Source organism: Methylobacterium sp. 13MFTsu3.1M2, assembly GCF_900112625.1.
Classification (GTDB): Bacteria; Pseudomonadota; Alphaproteobacteria; order Rhizobiales; family Beijerinckiaceae; genus Methylobacterium.
Window position 1 is genome coordinate 35,582 of sequence record NZ_FOMM01000012.1, and the last position, 18,133, is coordinate 53,714.

General features: G+C 71.5%; 16 protein-coding genes. 10 read left to right on the forward strand and 6 right to left on the reverse strand.

Translation table 11 applies throughout. The features are described 5' to 3' along the window. Positions 1–166 precede the first annotated feature (166 nt). From BM314_RS12880 to BM314_RS12895, 4 genes are all read left to right on the forward strand, one after another. Complete coding sequence (locus BM314_RS12880; protein ID WP_056521976.1) at positions 167–706, forward strand: phasin family protein; 540 nt, start codon at positions 167–169, stop codon at positions 704–706. Beyond that, positions 703–1,641 (forward strand): alpha/beta fold hydrolase, encoded by a 939-nt coding sequence (locus BM314_RS12885; protein WP_091978368.1) that lies wholly within the window; start codon positions 703–705, stop codon positions 1,639–1,641. Before BM314_RS12880 ends, BM314_RS12885 begins: the two co-directional genes overlap by 4 nt. Positions 1,642–2,038: 397 nt before the next feature. Next, positions 2,039–2,479 (forward strand): helix-turn-helix domain-containing protein, encoded by a 441-nt coding sequence (locus tag BM314_RS12890; protein WP_056521969.1) that lies wholly within the window; start codon positions 2,039–2,041, stop codon positions 2,477–2,479. A gap of 56 nt (positions 2,480–2,535) precedes the next feature. Next, entirely contained in the window at positions 2,536–2,910 is a 375-nt protein-coding gene (locus BM314_RS12895) for a cupin domain-containing protein (protein ID WP_091978369.1), read from the forward strand. Positions 2,911–2,917: 7 nt separating this feature from the next. On the opposite strand, the gene rsmD is transcribed toward BM314_RS12895, so the two are convergent. The 4 genes from rsmD to BM314_RS12915 all read right to left on the reverse strand — a co-directional run bounded on the left by rsmD (position 2,918) and on the right by BM314_RS12915 (position 5,879). Next, positions 2,918–3,475: a 16S rRNA (guanine(966)-N(2))-methyltransferase RsmD gene (rsmD, locus tag BM314_RS12900; protein ID WP_091978370.1), complete on the reverse strand. Its 558-nt coding sequence runs from the start codon at positions 3,473–3,475 to the stop codon at positions 2,918–2,920. Beyond that, entirely contained in the window at positions 3,472–5,301 is a 1,830-nt protein-coding gene (locus tag BM314_RS12905) for a pseudouridine synthase (RefSeq protein ID WP_091978371.1), read from the reverse strand. The genes rsmD and BM314_RS12905 overlap by 4 nt, the downstream gene beginning before the upstream one ends. 132 nt (positions 5,302–5,433) lie before the next feature. Further along, the gene (locus tag BM314_RS12910) at positions 5,434–5,610 is read right to left on the reverse strand and encodes a DUF1328 domain-containing protein (protein WP_012317097.1); all 177 of its coding nucleotides are present in this window, start codon (positions 5,608–5,610) and stop codon (positions 5,434–5,436) included. Between the two features lie 77 nt (positions 5,611–5,687). Further along, positions 5,688–5,879 (reverse strand): CsbD family protein, encoded by a 192-nt coding sequence (locus tag BM314_RS12915; RefSeq protein ID WP_020091448.1) that lies wholly within the window; start codon positions 5,877–5,879, stop codon positions 5,688–5,690. Positions 5,880–6,025: 146 nt separating this feature from the next. Here BM314_RS12915 and BM314_RS12920 point away from each other — a divergent pair, with 146 nt between their 5' ends. Next, entirely contained in the window at positions 6,026–6,514 is a 489-nt protein-coding gene (locus BM314_RS12920; RefSeq protein WP_020091449.1) for a nucleoside deaminase, read from the forward strand. A 58-nt stretch (positions 6,515–6,572) separates the two neighbouring features. Beyond that, entirely contained in the window at positions 6,573–7,277 is a 705-nt protein-coding gene (locus BM314_RS12925; protein ID WP_091978372.1) for an SDR family NAD(P)-dependent oxidoreductase, read from the forward strand. Positions 7,278–7,284: 7 nt separating this feature from the next. Here the strand turns inward: BM314_RS12925 and BM314_RS12930 are convergent, their stop codons facing one another. Further along, the gene (locus BM314_RS12930) at positions 7,285–9,063 is read right to left on the reverse strand and encodes an outer membrane beta-barrel protein (RefSeq protein ID WP_020091451.1); all 1,779 of its coding nucleotides are present in this window, start codon (positions 9,061–9,063) and stop codon (positions 7,285–7,287) included. 319 nt (positions 9,064–9,382) lie between these two features. Between BM314_RS12930 and BM314_RS12935 the strand changes: the two genes are divergently transcribed. Both BM314_RS12935 and BM314_RS12940 read left to right on the forward strand, forming a co-directional pair. After that, a complete protein-coding gene (locus BM314_RS12935; RefSeq protein WP_091978373.1) occupies positions 9,383–9,883 on the forward strand; it encodes a Ros/MucR family transcriptional regulator in 501 nt (166 codons plus the stop codon). A 153-nt stretch (positions 9,884–10,036) separates the two neighbouring features. Beyond that, on the forward strand, positions 10,037–11,212 hold the full coding sequence (locus BM314_RS12940) for an MFS transporter (protein ID WP_091978374.1): 1,176 nt from the start codon (positions 10,037–10,039) through the stop codon (positions 11,210–11,212). 4 nt (positions 11,213–11,216) lie between these two features. Here the strand turns inward: BM314_RS12940 and BM314_RS12945 are convergent, their stop codons facing one another. Further along, positions 11,217–16,061, reverse strand: coding sequence for an NAD-glutamate dehydrogenase (locus tag BM314_RS12945; RefSeq protein WP_091978375.1), 4,845 nt, complete (start codon positions 16,059–16,061; stop codon positions 11,217–11,219). A 159-nt stretch (positions 16,062–16,220) separates the two neighbouring features. On the opposite strand from BM314_RS12945, the gene BM314_RS12950 reads away from it, so the two are divergent. Together BM314_RS12950 and BM314_RS12955 are read left to right on the forward strand one after the other, a co-directional pair. Beyond that, positions 16,221–16,637, forward strand: coding sequence for a MarR family winged helix-turn-helix transcriptional regulator (locus BM314_RS12950; protein ID WP_091978376.1), 417 nt, complete (start codon positions 16,221–16,223; stop codon positions 16,635–16,637). A 29-nt stretch (positions 16,638–16,666) separates the two neighbouring features. Further along, entirely contained in the window at positions 16,667–17,953 is a 1,287-nt protein-coding gene (locus tag BM314_RS12955) for an MFS transporter (protein ID WP_091978377.1), read from the forward strand. Positions 17,954–18,133: the final 180 nt, after the last annotated feature.

Consider the following 18,133-nt stretch of genomic DNA (forward strand, 5'->3'; position numbering starts at 1 on the left):
TTTCGCCGCCGTCGTGCCTGTCAATCACTGCCACCGTGACAATGTGGGCCGCGCGCGGATTCTGTTACAGAGCCCTGTTGACGGGAGATCGCCCCTGGCGGATGCCCGTATTCCAGCGACGCGCCGTCGGGACCGCGTGCCACCGGCCCATCTGCGGGAGACGATTGTGGGGAACGACAACCTGCCGGCGATCTCCGGGGAGACCGGCCGCGCCGCGGTGGAGGGCGGCGTCGCCCGGGCGCGCGAGGCGTACGAGCGCTTCGCCGAGGCGGGCGAGATGGCGCTGAACGCCTTCGAGGCCTCGATGGCGCAGAGCTTCGAGGGCTGGCGCGCGGTGATGGGCTCCAGCCGCGAGACCGCGCACCAGCTCACCGACAGCAACGTGGCCGGCGCCCGCCGGGTGCGCGAGCAGTGGGACGCCGCCGGCGCCCGGCTCTACAACGCGTTCGAGGATAACGCCGTCCACGCCATGGCGGCGATGCGCGAGATCGGCCACCGGATGCTCGTGGCCTCCGACACCAATGTCCGCGCGAGCCTCGACTTCGCGGACCGCGTCGCCAAGGCGGCAGATGCCCGCGAGGTCGCGGCGCTGAACATCGCGTTCCTGCAGGAGCAGGCGCGCCGGCTGACCGACCAGATGGTCGACCTCCATCAGACGACCGGCCGTCTCGCCCGCGAGGCCGCCGCGCGCACGGAGACCCCGTGACGGCTGGCACCGCGGCGCCCCTTCCCGGACCTGAGGCGACGCCGCGGCTCGACGACCTGAGCCGCGCCGACGTGCCGTTCCGGACCGGCCATTTCCAGGCCTACGCGCCCCACGACTTCCACCGCATCGCCTACGTGGAATGGGGTGACCCGGACAGCCCGCACGTCGTCGTCTGCGTCCACGGTCTCAGCCGCCAGGGCCGCGATTTCGACGCCCTCGGCTATCGCCTCGCGAAGCTCGGGTACCGGGTGATCTGCCCGGACCTGCCCGGGCGCGGCCTCAGCGGATGGCTGAAGGACCCGGAACTCTACGGCCTGCCGCAATACGCCGCCGACATGGCCGCGCTCATCGCCCATCTCCGGGTCCCCGGGAAGATCGACTGGGTGGGCACGTCTCTCGGCGGCCTGACCGGCATGGTCCTGGCCGCGGCCGCCCGCACCCCGATCCGCCGGATGGTGATCAACGATATCGGCCCGTTCCTGCCCTGGGCGCCCATCCGCGAGATCGGGTCGCGCCTGCGGGACGCGCCCCGGCTGCACCATAACCTCGCCTCAGGCGAATCGCGTCTGCGCACGGTGCTGGGCGCGTTCGGCCCGCTCACCGACGAGCAGTGGCGCCACATCGCCAAGCACAGCTTCTTCCAGGAGCCCAACGGCGGCTGGCGGCCCCACTACGATCCCGGCATCGGAGACGCCTTCCGACCGGGCCGCGTCTACAGCGTGAGCATGTGGCGCGACTGGGACGCGATCACCTGTCCGGTCCTGCTGCTCCGCGGCGAGCACTCGGAACTCCTCCTCCCCTCGACGGCCGACGAGATGACGCGCCGAGGACCGCCGACGCGCCGGGTCGAGATTCCCGATTGCGGCCACGCGCCCGCGTTGCTCGACGACGACCAGTTGCGAATCGTCCTCGATTGGCTCGGCCCGGCGGCGTGATTCCGTCGCCGGCGCGCGCCACCGAGCCCTGAGTCGACCGTTTGCTGTCGTACGGATTTCCCTGGGATCGGCCCGGCGGGCCCAACGCGGCGCAGGCAACCCGATATCGCCCGGCAGTGTTCGAGAGTGAATTTTTAGCTGATCTCGCTCACTTATATTTGATCGGGCCAGGTATTTGAGTTATTCTCGCGGCGGGCACTGGAGGGCCCAAATTGCGGTCTTCCGGACCTAAGATTTCGAGAGCGTAACCATTCGTTGCACGCGCGGCTGACCTGTGGCACTAACAGATGTCAGGTCTGGATCTTGGCCGCGCAATGTTGCACCTGTCGGTTGTGATTGGCGCCCTGGATCCGGGCGAGCAAGCCTGCAGACAGCAAGAACATCCGGACTACCCACTATGGCGAACCCAACCCCCAAGCCGAAGCAGACCACAGCCATCGATCACGGGGTCGGCAGCCGCATCGCGTTCCTTCGGGCGGCGAATGGACTGAGCCAGTCCGCGCTGGCCAGCGCGCTGGGCGTCAGCTTCCAGCAGGTCCAGAAGTACGAGACCGGCAAGAACCGTGTCGGTGCCGGCCGCCTGCAGGCGATCGCCGAGCGGCTCGGCGTTCCGGTCTCGAGCTTCTTCGAGCCCGAGCCCGAGGCGACGACGGATAGCGGTCCCGCGCTGCTGCGCGTCGCCGGTGCCGTCGAACTGCTCCGGGCCTACAATCAGATCGCCGACGATCAGATGCGCCGCGACGTGCTCTCCCTCGTCAAATCCGCGGCGCGGATCGGTCAGACCAAGACGTCGGACGGCGCGGCACCGCAGGCGGGCGGCGCTCCGCGCAACTCCTGACATCCGGGCCTTGCCCGGCGCCGATCCGGCGCCGTGCGGTCCCTGCAGGCGGGATCATGGACTCTCTCCCGACGCGTGTGACCCACCTGCTCGCCGACCTGCCGCTCCGGGCGGACGACGAGATCGTGTCGGTCCTGGTCTCCGAGCCGGGCCTACGGGTGGAGCGCATCGTCTCGACCGGTCAGGCGAGCCCGCCGGGATTCTACTACGACCAGCCGGATACCGAGTGGGTCGCCGTCCTGACGGGCGTGGCCGACCTTCGGTTCGCCGACGAGGCGGAGGCCCGTCGCCTCGTCGCGGGTGACGCCGTGCTGATCGCGCCGCATCGTCGGCACCGGGTGGAGTGGACCGACTCACCCACTGTTTGGCTGGCGATCCATTTCGGGTCTCAAGTCGGCGCTACGGATCCGGCTTCGCGCGATCGGGACTAAGCACGATTCAGGCGGCGAATCGGGCGATCGCCACGGCCGTATCCCCGTAGACGCGCCGCTCCAGTTCCGCGAAGCCGGCCGGCCAGACGACCTGCGCGGCCTCGACCTCTTCGACAACGATGAGAGCCCCGGGCGCCAGCCAGGCGCCCTCGGCGGCGCTTTTCAGGGCGCGCGGCGCAAGATCACGGCCGTAGGGCGGATCGCAGAAGACCAGCGAGAAGGTGCCCGCCGTGGAGGCCGGGCCGAGACGGGTCGCGTCCCGCCGAAACAGGCGCGTCACGCCTTCGGCACCCAGGGCCTCGATGTTCTCGCGGATCACCGCGCGCGCCTCGGCCCCCTCGTCGACGAGGAGGGCGTAGGCGGCGCCTCGCGAGAGCGCCTCGAAGCCGAGGGCACCCGTACCGGCGAACAGGTCGAGGACCCGGGCGCCGGCGACGGCGTCGTCGTAGGCGTGGGCGAGCACGTTGAACAACGATTCCCGCAGGCGGTCCGATGTCGGCCGAATGGCGTCGGTGCGCGGCGTGGCGAGCCTGCGGCCCCGCCACGCGCCGCCGACGATCCTCACCGCGTCCCGCGCGGCGGCCGGCCGCCACCGGGCTTGGCGCCCCCGCGCGGCGCACCGGGACGAGCACCAGGACGACCGCCCGTCTCCGACCCGCCCGCGGGTCCGATGCGCCGACCCTGGCCAGCCCCCTTGCCGGCGAAACCGCCGGGCTTGCCGCCGGGGCGGCTTCCGCCGGGACGCGCACCCCCGGTCTTCGGGCCACCGAACGCGGGCTTGCCCCCAGCGGCAGCGGGCTTCTGGCCGCGGAAGCCGCCCGGTTTCCGCGACGCGCCCTCCGCCGGCCCGGCGTCGAACGGTCGGTCGCGCCGGCCCCCGGGCTTGCCCCCGCGCTCGTCGAATCGCCGCTCGTCCCGCGGAGCCTCGCTCCGCGCGCTCTCGCGGCGCGGGCGCTCATCGTCGCGGCGCTCATCGCGCCGACCGGCGGGGCGCTCCTGCCGCTCCGGCATCCCCCGGTCAGCGAAGCGGCGCTTCGGCTTGGCGACGGGCTCGGGCTCCGCCGGCGTTGCGGACAGGCGCTCGACGACGACCCGGCGGTCGCCGGCCCGGATCGAGCCGACGCGCTCGCGGCCGCGTTCTGCCGCGGCCGCCTGCGCGGCCCGGGGATCCGCGCCGCGCCGGGGAATGCGCGTCCCCCGCGTCTTGGCCGCGTCCTCGTCGCGCCACGCGGAGTTGCGCGGTCCGGGACCGGCGCCCCCGGTCGAGACGCGCGGCGCCGGCGCGGGACGCGCCGCATTGCGCCGGGAAGATGCCGGCTGCGCCGATTGGGCGTCCCGATCCGCCGGGCGGGTGCCACCGAACGGCGAGATCGGCTCGCGGACCGGACTGTCGAAATCCACGCCGGCCTGCTCGGCGAGGCTCTTGCCGAGCTGATCCTTGAGGACGCGGGTCCGCACCTCCTCGACCAGGCCGACCTCCAGGTCGCCGAGCTGGAACGGCCCGAAGGAGAGCCGGATCAGCCGGTTCACCGACAGTCCGAGATGCTCGAGGATGCGCTTGACCTCGCGATTCTTGCCCTCGCGCAGGCCGAGCGTCAGCCAGACGTTGTCGCCCTGGACGCGGTCGAGGGTCGCCTCGACGGGGCCATACTCCATCCCGTCGATGGTGACGCCCTTGGACAGCCGGTCGAGCTGCGCCTGATCGGTGTCGCCGTGGGCGCGGACTCGGTAGCGGCGCAGCCAGCCCGTGTCGGGATGCGCGATCACCTTGGCGAGCCCGCCGTCATTGGTGAGCAGCAGCAACCCCTCGGTGTTGATGTCGAGCCGTCCGACCGCCACGACCCGGGGCAGATCCTCCGGCAGCACGTCGAACACCGTCTGGCGGCCCTCCGGGTCCCGGGCGGTCGTCACTACGCCCCGCGGCTTGTGGAAGATCCACAGGCGGCTGCGCTCCCGCGACGGCATCGGCTCGCCGTCGATCAGAATCCGGTCGTTCTCGGTGACATTGCGGGCCGGGGATGTCAGCGTCTCGCCGTTGACGCTGACGCGTCCGGCCAGGATCATCGTCTCGGCGTCGCGCCGCGAGGCGACGCCGGCCCGTGCCATCGCCTTCGCGATGCGCTCGCCGGGCGGCGTCTCGATCAGGGCTTCGGCGTCCGCGGACGCTTCGGGACCTGGCTCCGGCTGCGGCTCTGGCAGAGGCTCCGCCTGCGGGGCGGGCTGCGGCTTGGCCTTCCGCGCCGTCTTCTTCGCGGCAGAACTGGCAGGCCGCTCGGTGTCGGCATCGGCACGGCCCGCATCGGTGGGCGGTGCCCAGCTCTCGGTGCGCGCTGACTCGGGGGCCGGACGGGCGGTCCCCTCCGGCTTATCGTCGTTCGGCAAGTCGCTCATGCCTGCCGCTTATCAGAGCCGGTTCCGACAGGCGAGACGGGTTGTGCACCGGTGCGAGTCGCCTCAACGCGAAGAGGCGGCCCGTCGGGACCGCCTCGAAGACTTAGATGGCGGGTCGAAGACCCGCATTCGTCAGAGTCTCGGCGAGCGCCCGCGCATCACGCCGAACACGGCGGAGATCAGGAACAGCGCGATCGCCACGAAGAAGACGATCTTGGCCGCCTCCATCGCCGTGCCGGCGATGCCGCCGAAACCGAGGAGCGCCGCCACGAGAGCGACGACGAGAAACGTGACAGCCCAGCCGATCATGGCATCCTCGCGTTATTCGGGTCGGTTCAGTTCTGGAACCCGCCCGAGGCGGGTTCCGTTCCGGTCGCGCTCGACGATCAGAGCTTGTCGGTGGCGGACTTCACCGCGCTCTTGGCGTCGCCGACGGTGCCCTGGGCCTTGCCCTTGAGTTCCTGGGCGGCACCTTCGGCCTTGAGCTTGTCGTTACCGGTCACGTCGCCGATGCCCTGCTTGGCCTTGCCGACGGCCTCGTTGGCGACGCCCTTGATCTTGTCGGTGGTGCTGCTCATGGCGTTGTCCTCTTGTTCGATCTGCGGCGGCGCCGCACTGGTTCCTGAAACGGTCACGGTCGGCGGAATGTTCCAGGCCTTAACATTGACTTGGGTCAGGCAAGCCCGCCGCCCCGGGCCCGTCGCGTCAGTGGGATGAGAACAGCTTGGCTGCCGATCCGATCCATCCGGCACGGGCGGAAACGTCCGGACCGCTGACCGCGCTCGATCACGCTTTCGCGGCCGCTCGCGCCGCGGCCGCTGCCGGGGAGGTCCCGGTCGGCGCCGCGGTTGTCCGGGACGGGGTCATCCTGGCGGTGGCGCATAATCGGCCGCGCGAATTGCACGACCCGACGGCGCACGCGGAGATCCTGGCGATCCGCGCGGCCTGCGCGGCCCTCGGCACCGAGCGCCTCGTCGGCTGCGATCTCTACGTCACCCTGGAGCCGTGCCCGATGTGCGCGGGCGCGATATCCTTCGCGCGCATCCGGCGGCTCTACTACGGCGCGGCCGATCCGAAGGGGGGTGGGGTCGAGCACGGGCCGCGCGTCTTCGATCAGCCGACCTGCCACCACGTGCCGGAGGTCTACGGCGGGTTCCGCGAGCGCGAGGCGGCCGATCTGCTCCGGGCGTTCTTCGCGCAGCGCCGCGACTGACGCGGGGCGGGCGTACAGGTTTCCATCGGCCCTGGGCGGGTCAGCAGAGGAGCAGAGGATGATCCCGACCTATTCCAGAGCCCTGATCGTCGGGGCGGGCTCCGGCCTCAGCGCATCGCTCGCGCGCCTGCTCGCCGCCGACGGCATGACGATCGGCCTCGCCGCCCGGAACGTCGACAAGCTCGCCGCACTGGCGGCGGAGACGGGCGCGGCGGTCCATGCCTGCGACGCCAGCCGGCCCGCTGAGGTCGAGGCGCTGTTCGCCCGCCTGGAGCCCGCGCTCGGCGGTCCGCCGGACGTCGTCGTCTACAACGCGAGCGGTCGTCTCCGCGGCCCGGTCGCCGATCTCGACCCGGACGCGGTCGCCCAGGCGCTGATGGTGTCCGCGTACGGTGGTTTCCTCGTGGCGCAGGCCGCGGCGCGCCGCATGCTGCCGCATCGCCACGGCGCGATCCTGCTCACCGGCGCCTCGGCGAGCGTGAAGGGCTTCGCGGGATCGGCCCCGTTCGCGATGGGGAAGTTCGCGCTGCGGGGACTGGGTCAGAGCCTCGCCCGGGAATTGCAGCCCCACGGGATCCACGTCGCGCACATCGTGATAGACGGCGCCATCCGCAATCCGGCCCGCGGCGGCGAGCCGCCGGAGGCCCCCGACAGCCATCTCGATCCCGACGCCATCGCCAGGGCCTATCGCGACCTCCTGCGCCAGGATCGGAGCGCCTGGACCTCCGAACTGGAACTGCGTCCCTGGACGGAGCGGTTCTGAGGCCGCCTCAGGGATTCACGCGCAGGCCGAGCAGGAAGGTGTTCTCCCGGAAGCTGGACCCGGCGACCGTGCTGTCGAACTTCTGATAGATGTACGTGCCGCGCAGGGTCAGCCAGCGGGTGAAGTGGTAGTCGAGCCGCGCGGTCGCCGAGAACCCGTTCTCGCGGATGCTGCTGCTCTGGTAGTCGTTCCGGAGATACGATCCGCCGAGGACGATCGAGAGGTTGCGCAGCAGGTCGTGCTGCACCTCGAGCGTCGCGACCTCGGTGAGCACGCCGCTGGAGCCCGGGATCGTCGTCTCGGTGACGCCGGTCGCGGCGGTGAGGCGGACGGTCGTGAGCGGGCTCGCCGCCCAGACCAGGGCCGCGTTGAGCAACGGCGCGTTGATGTCGCGCAGGCTCGGATCGACGTAGGTCCGATGCTGGATGCCGGCGGAGATCTCGCCCGTCACCGAGCGCGCGAGGCCGATGCTCGTCCCGAAGGCGACCGCGATGCCGTCTGAGTCGCGCCGGACGCCCGTCGCGTCGAAGCGGCGGTCGTAGACGCGCGTGTCGCCGAGCAGGTCGATGAACGGGCTGAAATCCGGGTTAATCTCGTAGGCCGTGCGCAGCTGCAGGCTGTACTGGTTCAGGTTGCGGTCGGACTGATTGACGATCGTCCCGTCCGCCAAACGCGCATTGTCGAACTCGGAGCGGTCGACGGACCCGCGCAGGGTGACCGACAGGCGGTTGAACGTCTCCGTCGCCCCGAGCGAACCGCCGTAGACGGCCAGGAGCGGCCGTGTCGTGGCGGTGGCAGCCTGGAGGTTGGCGCTCGACGTGCGCTGCGTGTCCACCAGGAACCGCCCCTCCGCGTCGATGCGCAGGTCCCGGTTGGCGTCGATGCGCAGCCGGACCACTCCGTCTGCCGCGGGGCGGCTCGCGGCCTCGTTCTGCGGGGTCTCGAGGTACGAGCCCCGGAGCGAGCCCTGCAGCGAGCTGGAGGACCAGTTGCTCCGGAAGTCGACCGTGGCGTCGGTGCGCAGCGCGACCGAGCCCTTGGCGATCTGGCGGGTGGTCTGGTCCGGGTTCGAATCGTAGCCGACGCTCTGGGCGAAGGTGGGCAGGACCGTGAAGGTGCCGACCTGATAGCCGATCGGCGCGTAGGCCGGATCGGTGGGGATCGCGCGCGCCAGGTCGGTGCCGAGGATGAAGCCCGGGGTCAGGAGGCCGAGGGCCGGCGCGATCGACTGGAACGGGAGGATCGGCCGGATCGGCGTCACGACCTGCGGGTTCGGGACCCCGACGACCGCCTGCTGGACCACCGGCGTCAGCCGCAGCGCCGGCGGCGGGATCTGCGTGACGTCCTGAGTGACCCGCCGCGTCGCCGAGCCGATCCGCCGCGGCGGAGCGGCGCGCGTGCGCAGGAGGGTCGACGGCGCGAGATTGGCCGGTGCCGTCGAGGATCCGCCGGTGCGCCGTCCCCCCGTGGTCACGCGGGTGCTGAGCTGGGACACGCCGGGCTGACCCGGGATCTGCGTCTGCGCGGGGGGCGAGAGCGGCGACCGGAGGCTGTCACCGCCGGTCTGCTCGCCGCCCGCCGCGTCGCCGCCGAGCGCCCCGCGATTCTGGTCGCGGCTCAGGCCGTCCGGGATGGTGCGCTTGAGTGTGGGCAGGCCGTTCGGACCCGTGTCCTGGCCGATGCCGGGATTGTCGGGCTGGCCGGTAACCGGGCTGGTCGCGTCGAACCGCTGGGCTGCCGCCGGTGCCGCGAGCGTGACGCCGAGCGCCGCGGCGGCGAGCCGCATCCTCCGCCGTTCCCACCGGTCAGCCGCCGTCCGCACCTGATGCCGGTCTCCGCCAAAGTCCCCGGCACCAGAGCGCGGAGATTACAGGTCACACCACCCCGGAACAGTGCCGGTATGGTTAACGAACCCTAGCGGCGACGTGGTTAATGCCCCGTCAACGGCGGTGGGGGCGGAAGGTTTGCGGCCCATCGATTCGATCTCACCTGTCGATCGCGAATACGTTTGAGCTATTTCGTGCACTATGCTACATAGGCGCAGACTTCGGTCGACTCCGAGAGGAATTGATCGGCCTGAATGATTGTAACTCCTGAGGTTTGCCGTGAGTGAGAACGCAGGCAGTGAGCACAGCCCGGCGATCGGGCTCGCGGTCGATATCGTCGCCGCTTACGTGTCGAACAACTCCGTTCCGGTGTCCGAACTTCCCGGATTGATCGGCGGTATCCACGCGGCGCTGAACAGTTTGAGAACTCAAGGTCGCGCCGCGAACTCGAGCGTCGAGAAGCTCAGTCCGTCGCAGATCCGCAAATCTGTCACGAATGATCACATCGTCAGTTTCGAGGACGGGAAACCGTACAAGACGCTCCGGCGTCACCTGACGCTGCGCGGCCTGACGCCCGAGGCCTACCGGGAGAAGTGGGGCCTGCCCCGGGACTATCCGATGACCGCGGCGAGCTATTCGGCGCAGCGATCGGAGCTGGCACGCGCCCTCGGGCTCGGACAGCAGCGCCGGAAGACCCGCGGAGGGGCCGCGGCTGCCATCGAGGCGCCCCCTGCGCCGACTGCGAAGTCGCGGAGGCGGAAGAAGGTTCCGGCTGAGTGAGAGGTCCGAGCGGGGGCTAAGCCGCGTCGTATCCGCGACGCGGCCCTTGCGCGCCGCGCAACTGTGCGCCGCGCCTCCGACGCTATCCATCGGCGACCGCGCTGCGATGCTGCTCTGCACCATCGAGCTCAGCCCGCGCCGAAGGACGTCCCCGTGCCGCCCCTGCCGATCCTCGCCCTCGCCGTCGCCTCGTTCGGGATCGGCACGACCGAATTCGTCATCATGGGCCTGCTCCCGGAGGTGGCGCAGAGCTTCGGCGTCACCATTCCCCAGGCCGGCTACCTCGTCTCGGGCTACGCCATGGGCGTGGTCGTGGGCGCGCCGATCGTGGCGATCGCGACCGCGGGCCTGCCGCGCAAGACCGCGCTCCTCGCGCTGATGGCGGTGTTCCTGGCCGGCAATCTCGGTTGCGCGCTGGCGCCGAGCTACGCACTGCTCATGGCCGCGCGGATCCTGACGGCCTTCGCGCACGGCGCGTTCTTCGGCATCGGCGCCGTTGTGGCGCGGGATCTCGTGCCGCGGGAGAAGCGCACGCAGGCGGTCTCGCTGATGTTCGCGGGCCTCACCCTCGCCAACGTGCTCGGCGTGCCGCTGGGCACCGCCCTCGGGCAGGAGGCGGGCTGGCGCTCGACCTTCTGGGCGGTGGTCGTGATCGGGCTCGCGGCCGGGCTCGCGATCCAGCTCTGCGTGCCGGATGGGCTTCCCGGGACCCGCGGCCGGCTCGTCAGCGAGTTTCGCGCGCTCGGGCGCTGGCCGGTGCTGCGGCCGATGCTGATCTCGACGCTGTCCTCGGTGAGCTTCTTCACGGTGTTCACCTACATCACGCCGTTCCTGACCGGCGTGACCGGCTTCACGCCGCAGGGCGTGACCGGCGTGCTGTTCGCCGCCGGCACGGGCCTGACCGTCGGCAATCTCCTCGGTGGGCATCTGGCCGACCGGGGCCCGATGGCCACCATCGTCGGCAGCTTCCTGGGCATCGTGGCGGCCCTGCTGGTGCTCGCCGCGGTCGCGCACCATCCGGCGCTCACGGTGGCGGTCGTGGTGCTCTGGTCGGGCCTGGTCTTCGCCCTGGTCTCGCCGCTCCAGATCTGGGTCGTGGAGGCGGCGAGCGACGCGCCGAACCTTGCCTCGACGCTGAACCAGGGCGCGTTCAACCTCGGCAACGCCACCGGCGCCTGGATCGGGGGCACGGCGCTGACCCTCGGGGCCGGCTACGGGCAGCTCCCGCTGATCGCCGCCGCGGTGTCGCTCTCCGGGCTCGGACTGGTGCTCACCGCGGTCGGCCGCGGACGCCGGAGCGTCATACCGGCATCCGCGCCCGGGGCCTGATCGATCAGTCGGCCCGGACGAGGTCGCCGAGCAGGCTCGCCGCCACCGTCGCCTTGGAGACCGTGAGGCCGGAGGCGCTGATCGCGTCCACGGCCTCGCGGATCCGGGCGAGCGAGGTGCCGCGCGCCCGGATCCAGGCCTCCACCGCGTCCGGCCCGGCGCCGAGATCCGCCACGACCTCGGCCGTCAGCTTGCGGTGCGCTGCGGCGATGCCGGCGCCCGCGCGCTCCAGGGCCACGCGGTCGAACGTGTCGGCCACCGGGACGGTCCGCGCCGCGGCGGCGAGGTCGTCCAGGCGGAAGGCGTGCTCCAGGGCGAAATGCGTGGCCGCGACCTCCTCGACCGGCCGGCCGCTGGCCTCCGCGACCCGGACGATGTCGGGGGCGGAGACCAGCGCGTTGAGCGAGGCGAGGCGCCGCGCCTGGGCCGGGGCCATGCCGTGCCCGGTCAGCTCCGCCGCGCGGGCGCCGATCGTCGCCAGCGCCTCGTCGCCGAGCACGTTGGGGAGGGCGGCCTCCACGGCGGCGATGCCGTCCCGGTAGCGGGCGACCACCGGGGCGAGGCCGCCGCCCAGGTCGAGGTTGCGGATGAACCAGACGATCCGGTTCGTCAGCAGATCCTGCACCTCGGCGTAGAGGTCGAGCTGGCCCTGGCCGGGAATCCGACCGGCGAGGCCGTCGATGGCAAGGTTCAGCTCCATCAGGCCGAAGGCGTCGCGGGTCACCGCGTAGGCCTTGGCAATGGTCGCGGCGTCCGCGCCGGTGCCGTCGACGAGGCGCGTCACCAGCGACGGGCCGCCGCGATTGACGATGATGTTGGCGAGCGCCGTGGCGATGATCTCGCGGCGCAGGCGGTGTCCCTTGACGGCGTCGGGGAAGCGTTCGCGCAGGGCCTTCGGGAAGTAGCGCTGCAGCTCCCGGTCGAAGTACGGGTCGTTCGGCACGGCGCTCTCGAGGATCGCGTCGTGCAGCGACAGCTTCGCGTAGGCGAGCAGCACGGCGTATTCCGGGCGGGTCAGCCCCTCGTTCCGCCGCATGCGCTCGGCGAGCGTGCCGTCGTCCGGCAGGAACTCCACCGCCCGGTCGAGCCGGCCCTCCGCCTCTAGTGCCTGCATCGTCCGCATGGCGAAGCCGGTCTCCCCCAGCCCCCCGCGCTGGGCAAGGGACAGGGCGAGCGTCTGCAACTCGTTATTGCGCAGCACGAGGCGCCCGACCTCGTCGGTCATGTCGGCGAGCAGGGTGTTGCGCGCCTCGTAGCTGAGCCTGCCGTTCCGCTCCGGCGTCATCAGCGCGATCTTGATGTTGACCTCGACGTCCGACGTGTTCACGCCGGCCGAGTTGTCGATCGCGTCGGTGTTGAGGCGGACGCCCGCGCGCGCCGCCTCGATGCGCCCGCGCTGCGTCAGGCCGAGATTGGCGCCCTCGCCGACGACCTTCGCGCGCAGCTCAGGCCCAGTGATGCGCAGGGCGTCGTTGGCGCGGTCGCCGGCATCTTCGTCGGTCTCGGTGGTGGCCCGGACATAGGTGCCGATGCCGCCGAACCAGAGCAGGTCGGCCGGCGCCTTCAGGATCGCCTGCATTAGCTCGGTGGGCGTCGCCTCGGACCGGTCGAAGCCCAGCGCGGACCGGATCGCCTCCGAGAGCGGCACGGTCTTCAGGCTGCGCGGGAACACGCCGCCGCCCTCCGAGATCTGGCTCTTGTCGTAATCCGCCCAGGATGACCGTCCTAGATCGAACAGGCGCCGCCGCTCGGCGAAGCTCGCCGCGGCGTCCGGGTTCGGGTCGAGGAAGATGTCGCGGTGGTCGAAGGCCGCGATCAGGCGGATACTCTCGGAGAGGAGCATGCCGTTGCCGAACACGTCGCCCGACATGTCGCCGACGCCGACCGTGGTGATCGGGTCAGTCTGCACGTCCACGTCGATCTCGCGGAAATGCCGGCGCACCGCCTCCCAGGCGCCGCGGGCGGTGATGCCCATGCCCTTGTGATCGTAGCCCTGACTGCCGCCGGACGCGAAGGCGTCGCCGAGCCAGTGGCCCTTCTCCAGCGAGAGGGCGTTGGCGATGTCCGAGAAGGTGGCGGTGCCCTTGTCGGCGGCGACCACCAGGTAGGCGTCGTCGGGATCGTGCCGCACCGTGTCGGGCGGCGGCACGATGGCGTTGTCGACGATGTTGTCGGTCAGTTCGAGCAGCGTGCGGATGAAGATCCGGTAGCTCTCGGTCCCCTCTTGCATCCAGGCGGCGCGGTCGGAGGCCGGCGGCAGCCGCTTCGGGAAGAAGCCGCCCTTGGCGCCCACCGGCACGATCACGGCGTTCTTCACCTGCTGGGCCTTCACGAGGCCGAGGATCTCGGTGCGGAAATCCTCCGGCCGGTCGGACCAGCGCAGGCCGCCGCGGGCCACGTAGCCGAAGCGGAGGTGCACGCCTTCGACGCGGGGCGAGTAGACGAAGATCTCGAAGAACGGCCGCGGCAGCGGCATCGCCGTCACCTTGGCGCAGGCGAACTTGAAGCTGATCGTCTCTCGCGGCTGCCCGTCGGCGCCTGTCTGGTAGAAGTTCGTCCGCACCGCCGCCTCGACGAGGTTGACGAACCGGCGGAGGATCCGGTCGTCGTCGAGGCTCGTGACCTCGGCGAGCGCCGTCTCGATCTCGGCGCGTACCTCGGCCTCCTGCGCGGTCCGGTCACCGGTGAGCGCCGGGTCGAACCGGGCGCGGAACAGTGCCACGATCGCGCGCGCGATCCCGGCGTGGCGGCTCAGCGTGCCCGCGAGGTAGTCCTGCCCGTAGCGGATACGCAGCTGGCGCAGGTAGCGGCCCAGGGCCCGGAGCAGGGCCGCCTCCCGCCAGGGAAGGGCCGCCTCAAGGACGAGCCGATTGTACCCGTCGGACTCGGCGATGCCGTCCGCGATGGCGAGCATCGCGGACTCCAGCGGGCGTTCCAGCGCCGCGAGGTCGATCGGGGCGCCGGTGGCCCGCTCGATCAGCATGTCGTGCAGCCAGACCCGCGCGGCCTCGTCCGTCCCGGCCGGCGTGATCTGGTACGTGCGCTCGTTGATGACGCGGAAGCCGAGATTCTCGAGCGCCGGGACCCGGTCGGACAGCGCGATCGCCGTGCCGCGCGAGAACGCCTTCAGGCGGACCTGCGCCGCGGGGTCGCTGGGCCGCCGATCGAGATGGACGGCCCGCGGCTGCGTCTCGCCCAAGCTGTCGAGGATCGTCACGTCGGCGACGGCGACCTCAGGCTGGAAATTGTCCCGATAGGCGGCCGAGAACGCGTCGCCGTAGCGGGCGGCGAGTTGCCGCGCGCGGTCGCCCCCCTGGGATTCGGCCAGCGCCGCCCGCAGCGCGTCCCCCCAGGTCCGGACCAGCGCGACGATCCCGGCCTCCAGGGAGGCGGGATCGTGCTCGGGGCTGCCCTGATCGGGCAGGCCGATGATGTAGTGGATCCGGGCGAGCGAGCCTTCCGGGTAGTCGGGGTAGGACGCGCTGAGCCGCCCACCGTAGGTCTCGGCGAGGTAGCTGCCGATCCGTCCGCGGATCGCGGAATCGTATCGGTCCTTCGGGACGTAGACGAGCAGCGACACGAAGCGGCCGAACCGGTCGGGCCGGGACAGCACGCGGACCCGCGGGCGGTCGGCCAGAGCGGCGATGGCCAGGGTGAACCGGTAGAGCCGCTCGCCGTCGATCTGGAAGAGTTCGTCCCGCGGGTAGCTCTCCAGCACGGCGAGGAGGCTGCGGCCCGCATGGCTCGTCGGGTCGAGGCCGGCGCGCTGGACGACGGCCTCCACCTTCCGGCGCAGGACCGGAACCTCGCGGGCCGGGCTCGTGTAGGCGGAGGCGGTGAACAGGCCGACGATCCGCACCTCGCCCGACAGCTTGCCGAGGCCGGAGAACAGCTTGACGCCGATATAGTCCAGGTAGGCCGAGCGGTGGACCCGGGACTTCACGCTGGCCTTGGTGATGATCAGCGGCTGCGGCTCTTCCAGGAAGGCGAGGATCTCCGGCGTGTAGTCCACCGGCGTCCGGCCGCGGCGCAGGGGCGTCGCGCCGGGATCGCGGAGCACGCCGAGGCTTGACCCCTCGACCAGCGGGTGGGCGTCGCCGGCGATGCCGTGCTCCTGCATGCCGAGGATGAGGAACTGGCCGTCGGTCAGCCATTCGAGAAAGGCGCGCGCCTCCTCGGTCTCCGGTTCCGGCATCGGGGTCGGCCCGCGCCCGAGATCGGCGGCGAGGTCGGTGAGGCGCGCAAGCATGGCGTCGTGGTCGTCGCTCGCCAGGGCGACATCCCGGTAGACCGTCGCGAGGGCGTTCAGGAGCCGCTCGCCGGTCTCGGCCGCCACGGGGTCGAGGTGTATGTGGATGAAGCTCTCGCGCGCGAGACTGCCCTGCGCGTCCGCGGTCGTCTCCCCGACCACTCGGATGAGCCCGCCCGCGCCGTCCCGCTCCACCCCGAGAATCGGGTGCGCCACGAGCTGCGGGGCGAGGCCCTGCTCGGTCAATTCGGCCAGGGTCGAGTCCAGCAGGAACGGACGGTTGTCGTTGATCACCTCCAGGACCGTCGTCTCGCGCGTACGGCCGTCGCGCACCAGCTGGCTGTCGCTCAGGCGCAGCCGCGCCGGGTCGCCCGGCCTCCGCGGCTCGGACAGGAAGGCGCGGGCGCGGGCGGCGAGATCCGCCAGGACAGAGGGATCGTAGGGAGCGAGATCCTCCGGCGTCACGCGGCCGAACAGGTCGCGGACGAAGCCGCCGGGTCCGCCCTGCTCGGTGACGATGTCGGCGGCCGCCTCTATCAGCCCGGTGCGGGCCGTCTTCTGCTCCGAGGAGGACAACGCCGTCGCTGTCTCGAGTGTCATCGCGCTTCTCCCGAACCGGGTCACTCGCCCAAGCGATAGCAGCGTGACCGGCCGTGTCGATGACAGCGCCCGCCCGTTTCCGGGCCAACGGGTGTCGATCGCTGCGAACCGTCAGCTTCGCCTTGCCGAACGCCCGATACGTGCATATACACCCATACCATGAGCGCCCCGTCACCCGAGCCGTGCACCTGCTCCGCCCTGCGTCGCGCCACGCGGGCGCTGACGGCGATCTACGACGCCGCCTTGAAGCCGACCGGGCTCCGCGTGACCCAGTTCGCGATCCTGCGGCTGCTGGACCGACTCGGACCGGTCCCGGTCTCCCGCCTCGCCGCCGAGGCGGCGCTGGAGCGCACCACGATGGGCCGCAACCTCGACCCGCTCAAGCGCCGCGGCTTCGTCTCGGTCACGCCCGGCGCGGCGGATCCGCGCGAGCGCCGCGTGTCCCTGACCGCGTCGGGCCGCGAGGCCCTCGCGGCCGCGACGCCCTACTGGCGCGAGGCGCAGAGCCGCATCAACGCCCGGGTCAATCCCGCGACCGTCTCCGCCCTGGCGGAGTCCCTGATCTCCGCCGCCTGACCGATCCGCCCCGCTTCCGGAGCCCGTCCATGACCGCCCTGACAGAGACGCGCCCCGGGTCGCGCCTGCACTACGCCTGGATCGTCGTCGCGGTGACTTTCCTGGTCCTTCTCGTCGGGGCCGGGGTCCGCGCCACGCCGAGCGTGCTGATCGTCCCCTGGGAGCGGGAATTCGGCTGGACCGCGGCCACGATCGGCGTCGGCATCGCGCTCAACATCTTCCTGTACGGGATGATCGGCCCCTTCGCGGTGGCGATCATCGAGCGGTTCGGCCTGCGGCGCTCGGTCTGCGGCGCGCTGCTGATCCTGGCGATCGGCACCGCAGCTACGAGCCTGATGACCGCACCCTGGCAGATGGTCCTGCTCTGGGGGCTGGTCGTCGGATCCGGGTCCGGCATGGTGGCCAACGTGCTCGGCGCCACCGTGGCCGGGCGCTGGTTCGCCAAGCGCCGGGGTCTCGTGCTCGGCCTGCTGACCGCGAGCAGCGCCACGGGTCAGCTGGTCTTCCTGCCGATGCTGGCCTCGATCGCGGTGGGACAGGGCTGGCGCTCCGTCTCGCTGGTGGTCGCCGCCGCGACCCTGGCGCTGATCCCGCTGGCGGCCCTGCTCCTGCGCGACCGGCCGGCGGATCTCGGCCTGCCCCGCTACGGTGAGGACGCGGTGACGCCGACGCCGGTGCTGACCGAGAACCCGGCCGTGCGGGCGCTCCGCGGCCTGCGCATCGGCCTGCGCTCCCGGGATTTCTGGCTGCTCGCCGGCACGTTCTTCATCTGCGGCGCCTCGACCAACGGCCTGATCGGCACCCACCTGATCCCGGCCTGCATCGATCACGGCATCGCCGAGGTCACGGCCGCCGGCCTGCTGGCGCTCATGGGGATCTGCGATCTGATCGGCACCACGGCCTCGGGCTGGCTCACCGACCGGTTCGACTCGCGCAAGCTCCTGGCCTGGTACTACGGCCTGCGCGGACTCTCGCTGATCTTCCTGCCCTATTCCTTCGACTACAGCTTCTACGGCCTGTCGCTGTTCGCGGTCTTCTACGGGCTCGACTGGATCGCCACCGTGCCGCCCACCGTCCAGCTCGCGGGCAAATCCTTCGGCGAGGAGAACGCGGCGCTGATGTTCGGCTGGATCGCGGCCGCGCACCAGATCGGCGCGGCGTCCGCGGCGTGGCTCGCCGGCATGGTCCGGACCGAGAGCGGCACCTATCTCGGCGCCTTCGTGGCGGCCGGCCTGCTCTGCCTCGTCGCCGCCCTGATGGCCGCCTTCGTGGGCCGCAAGCCCGACGCGCCGGCCCTGCGCCCGCTGCCGGCCTGAACTGCGCGGCGCGGGCAGGGTTGTCACAACTGTGCCGTGAAGGACGAGCCCTGATCGGCCCGTTCCCGCGCACCCCAAGAGCCCGCCGTGACCATCGCGATTCGGCCCGTGCCGCCGGTCCAGGACGTCCGCGCCCCGCGGCCCTGGTCCGGGCCGGGCTTCGCCGAGTTCGTCGCCATC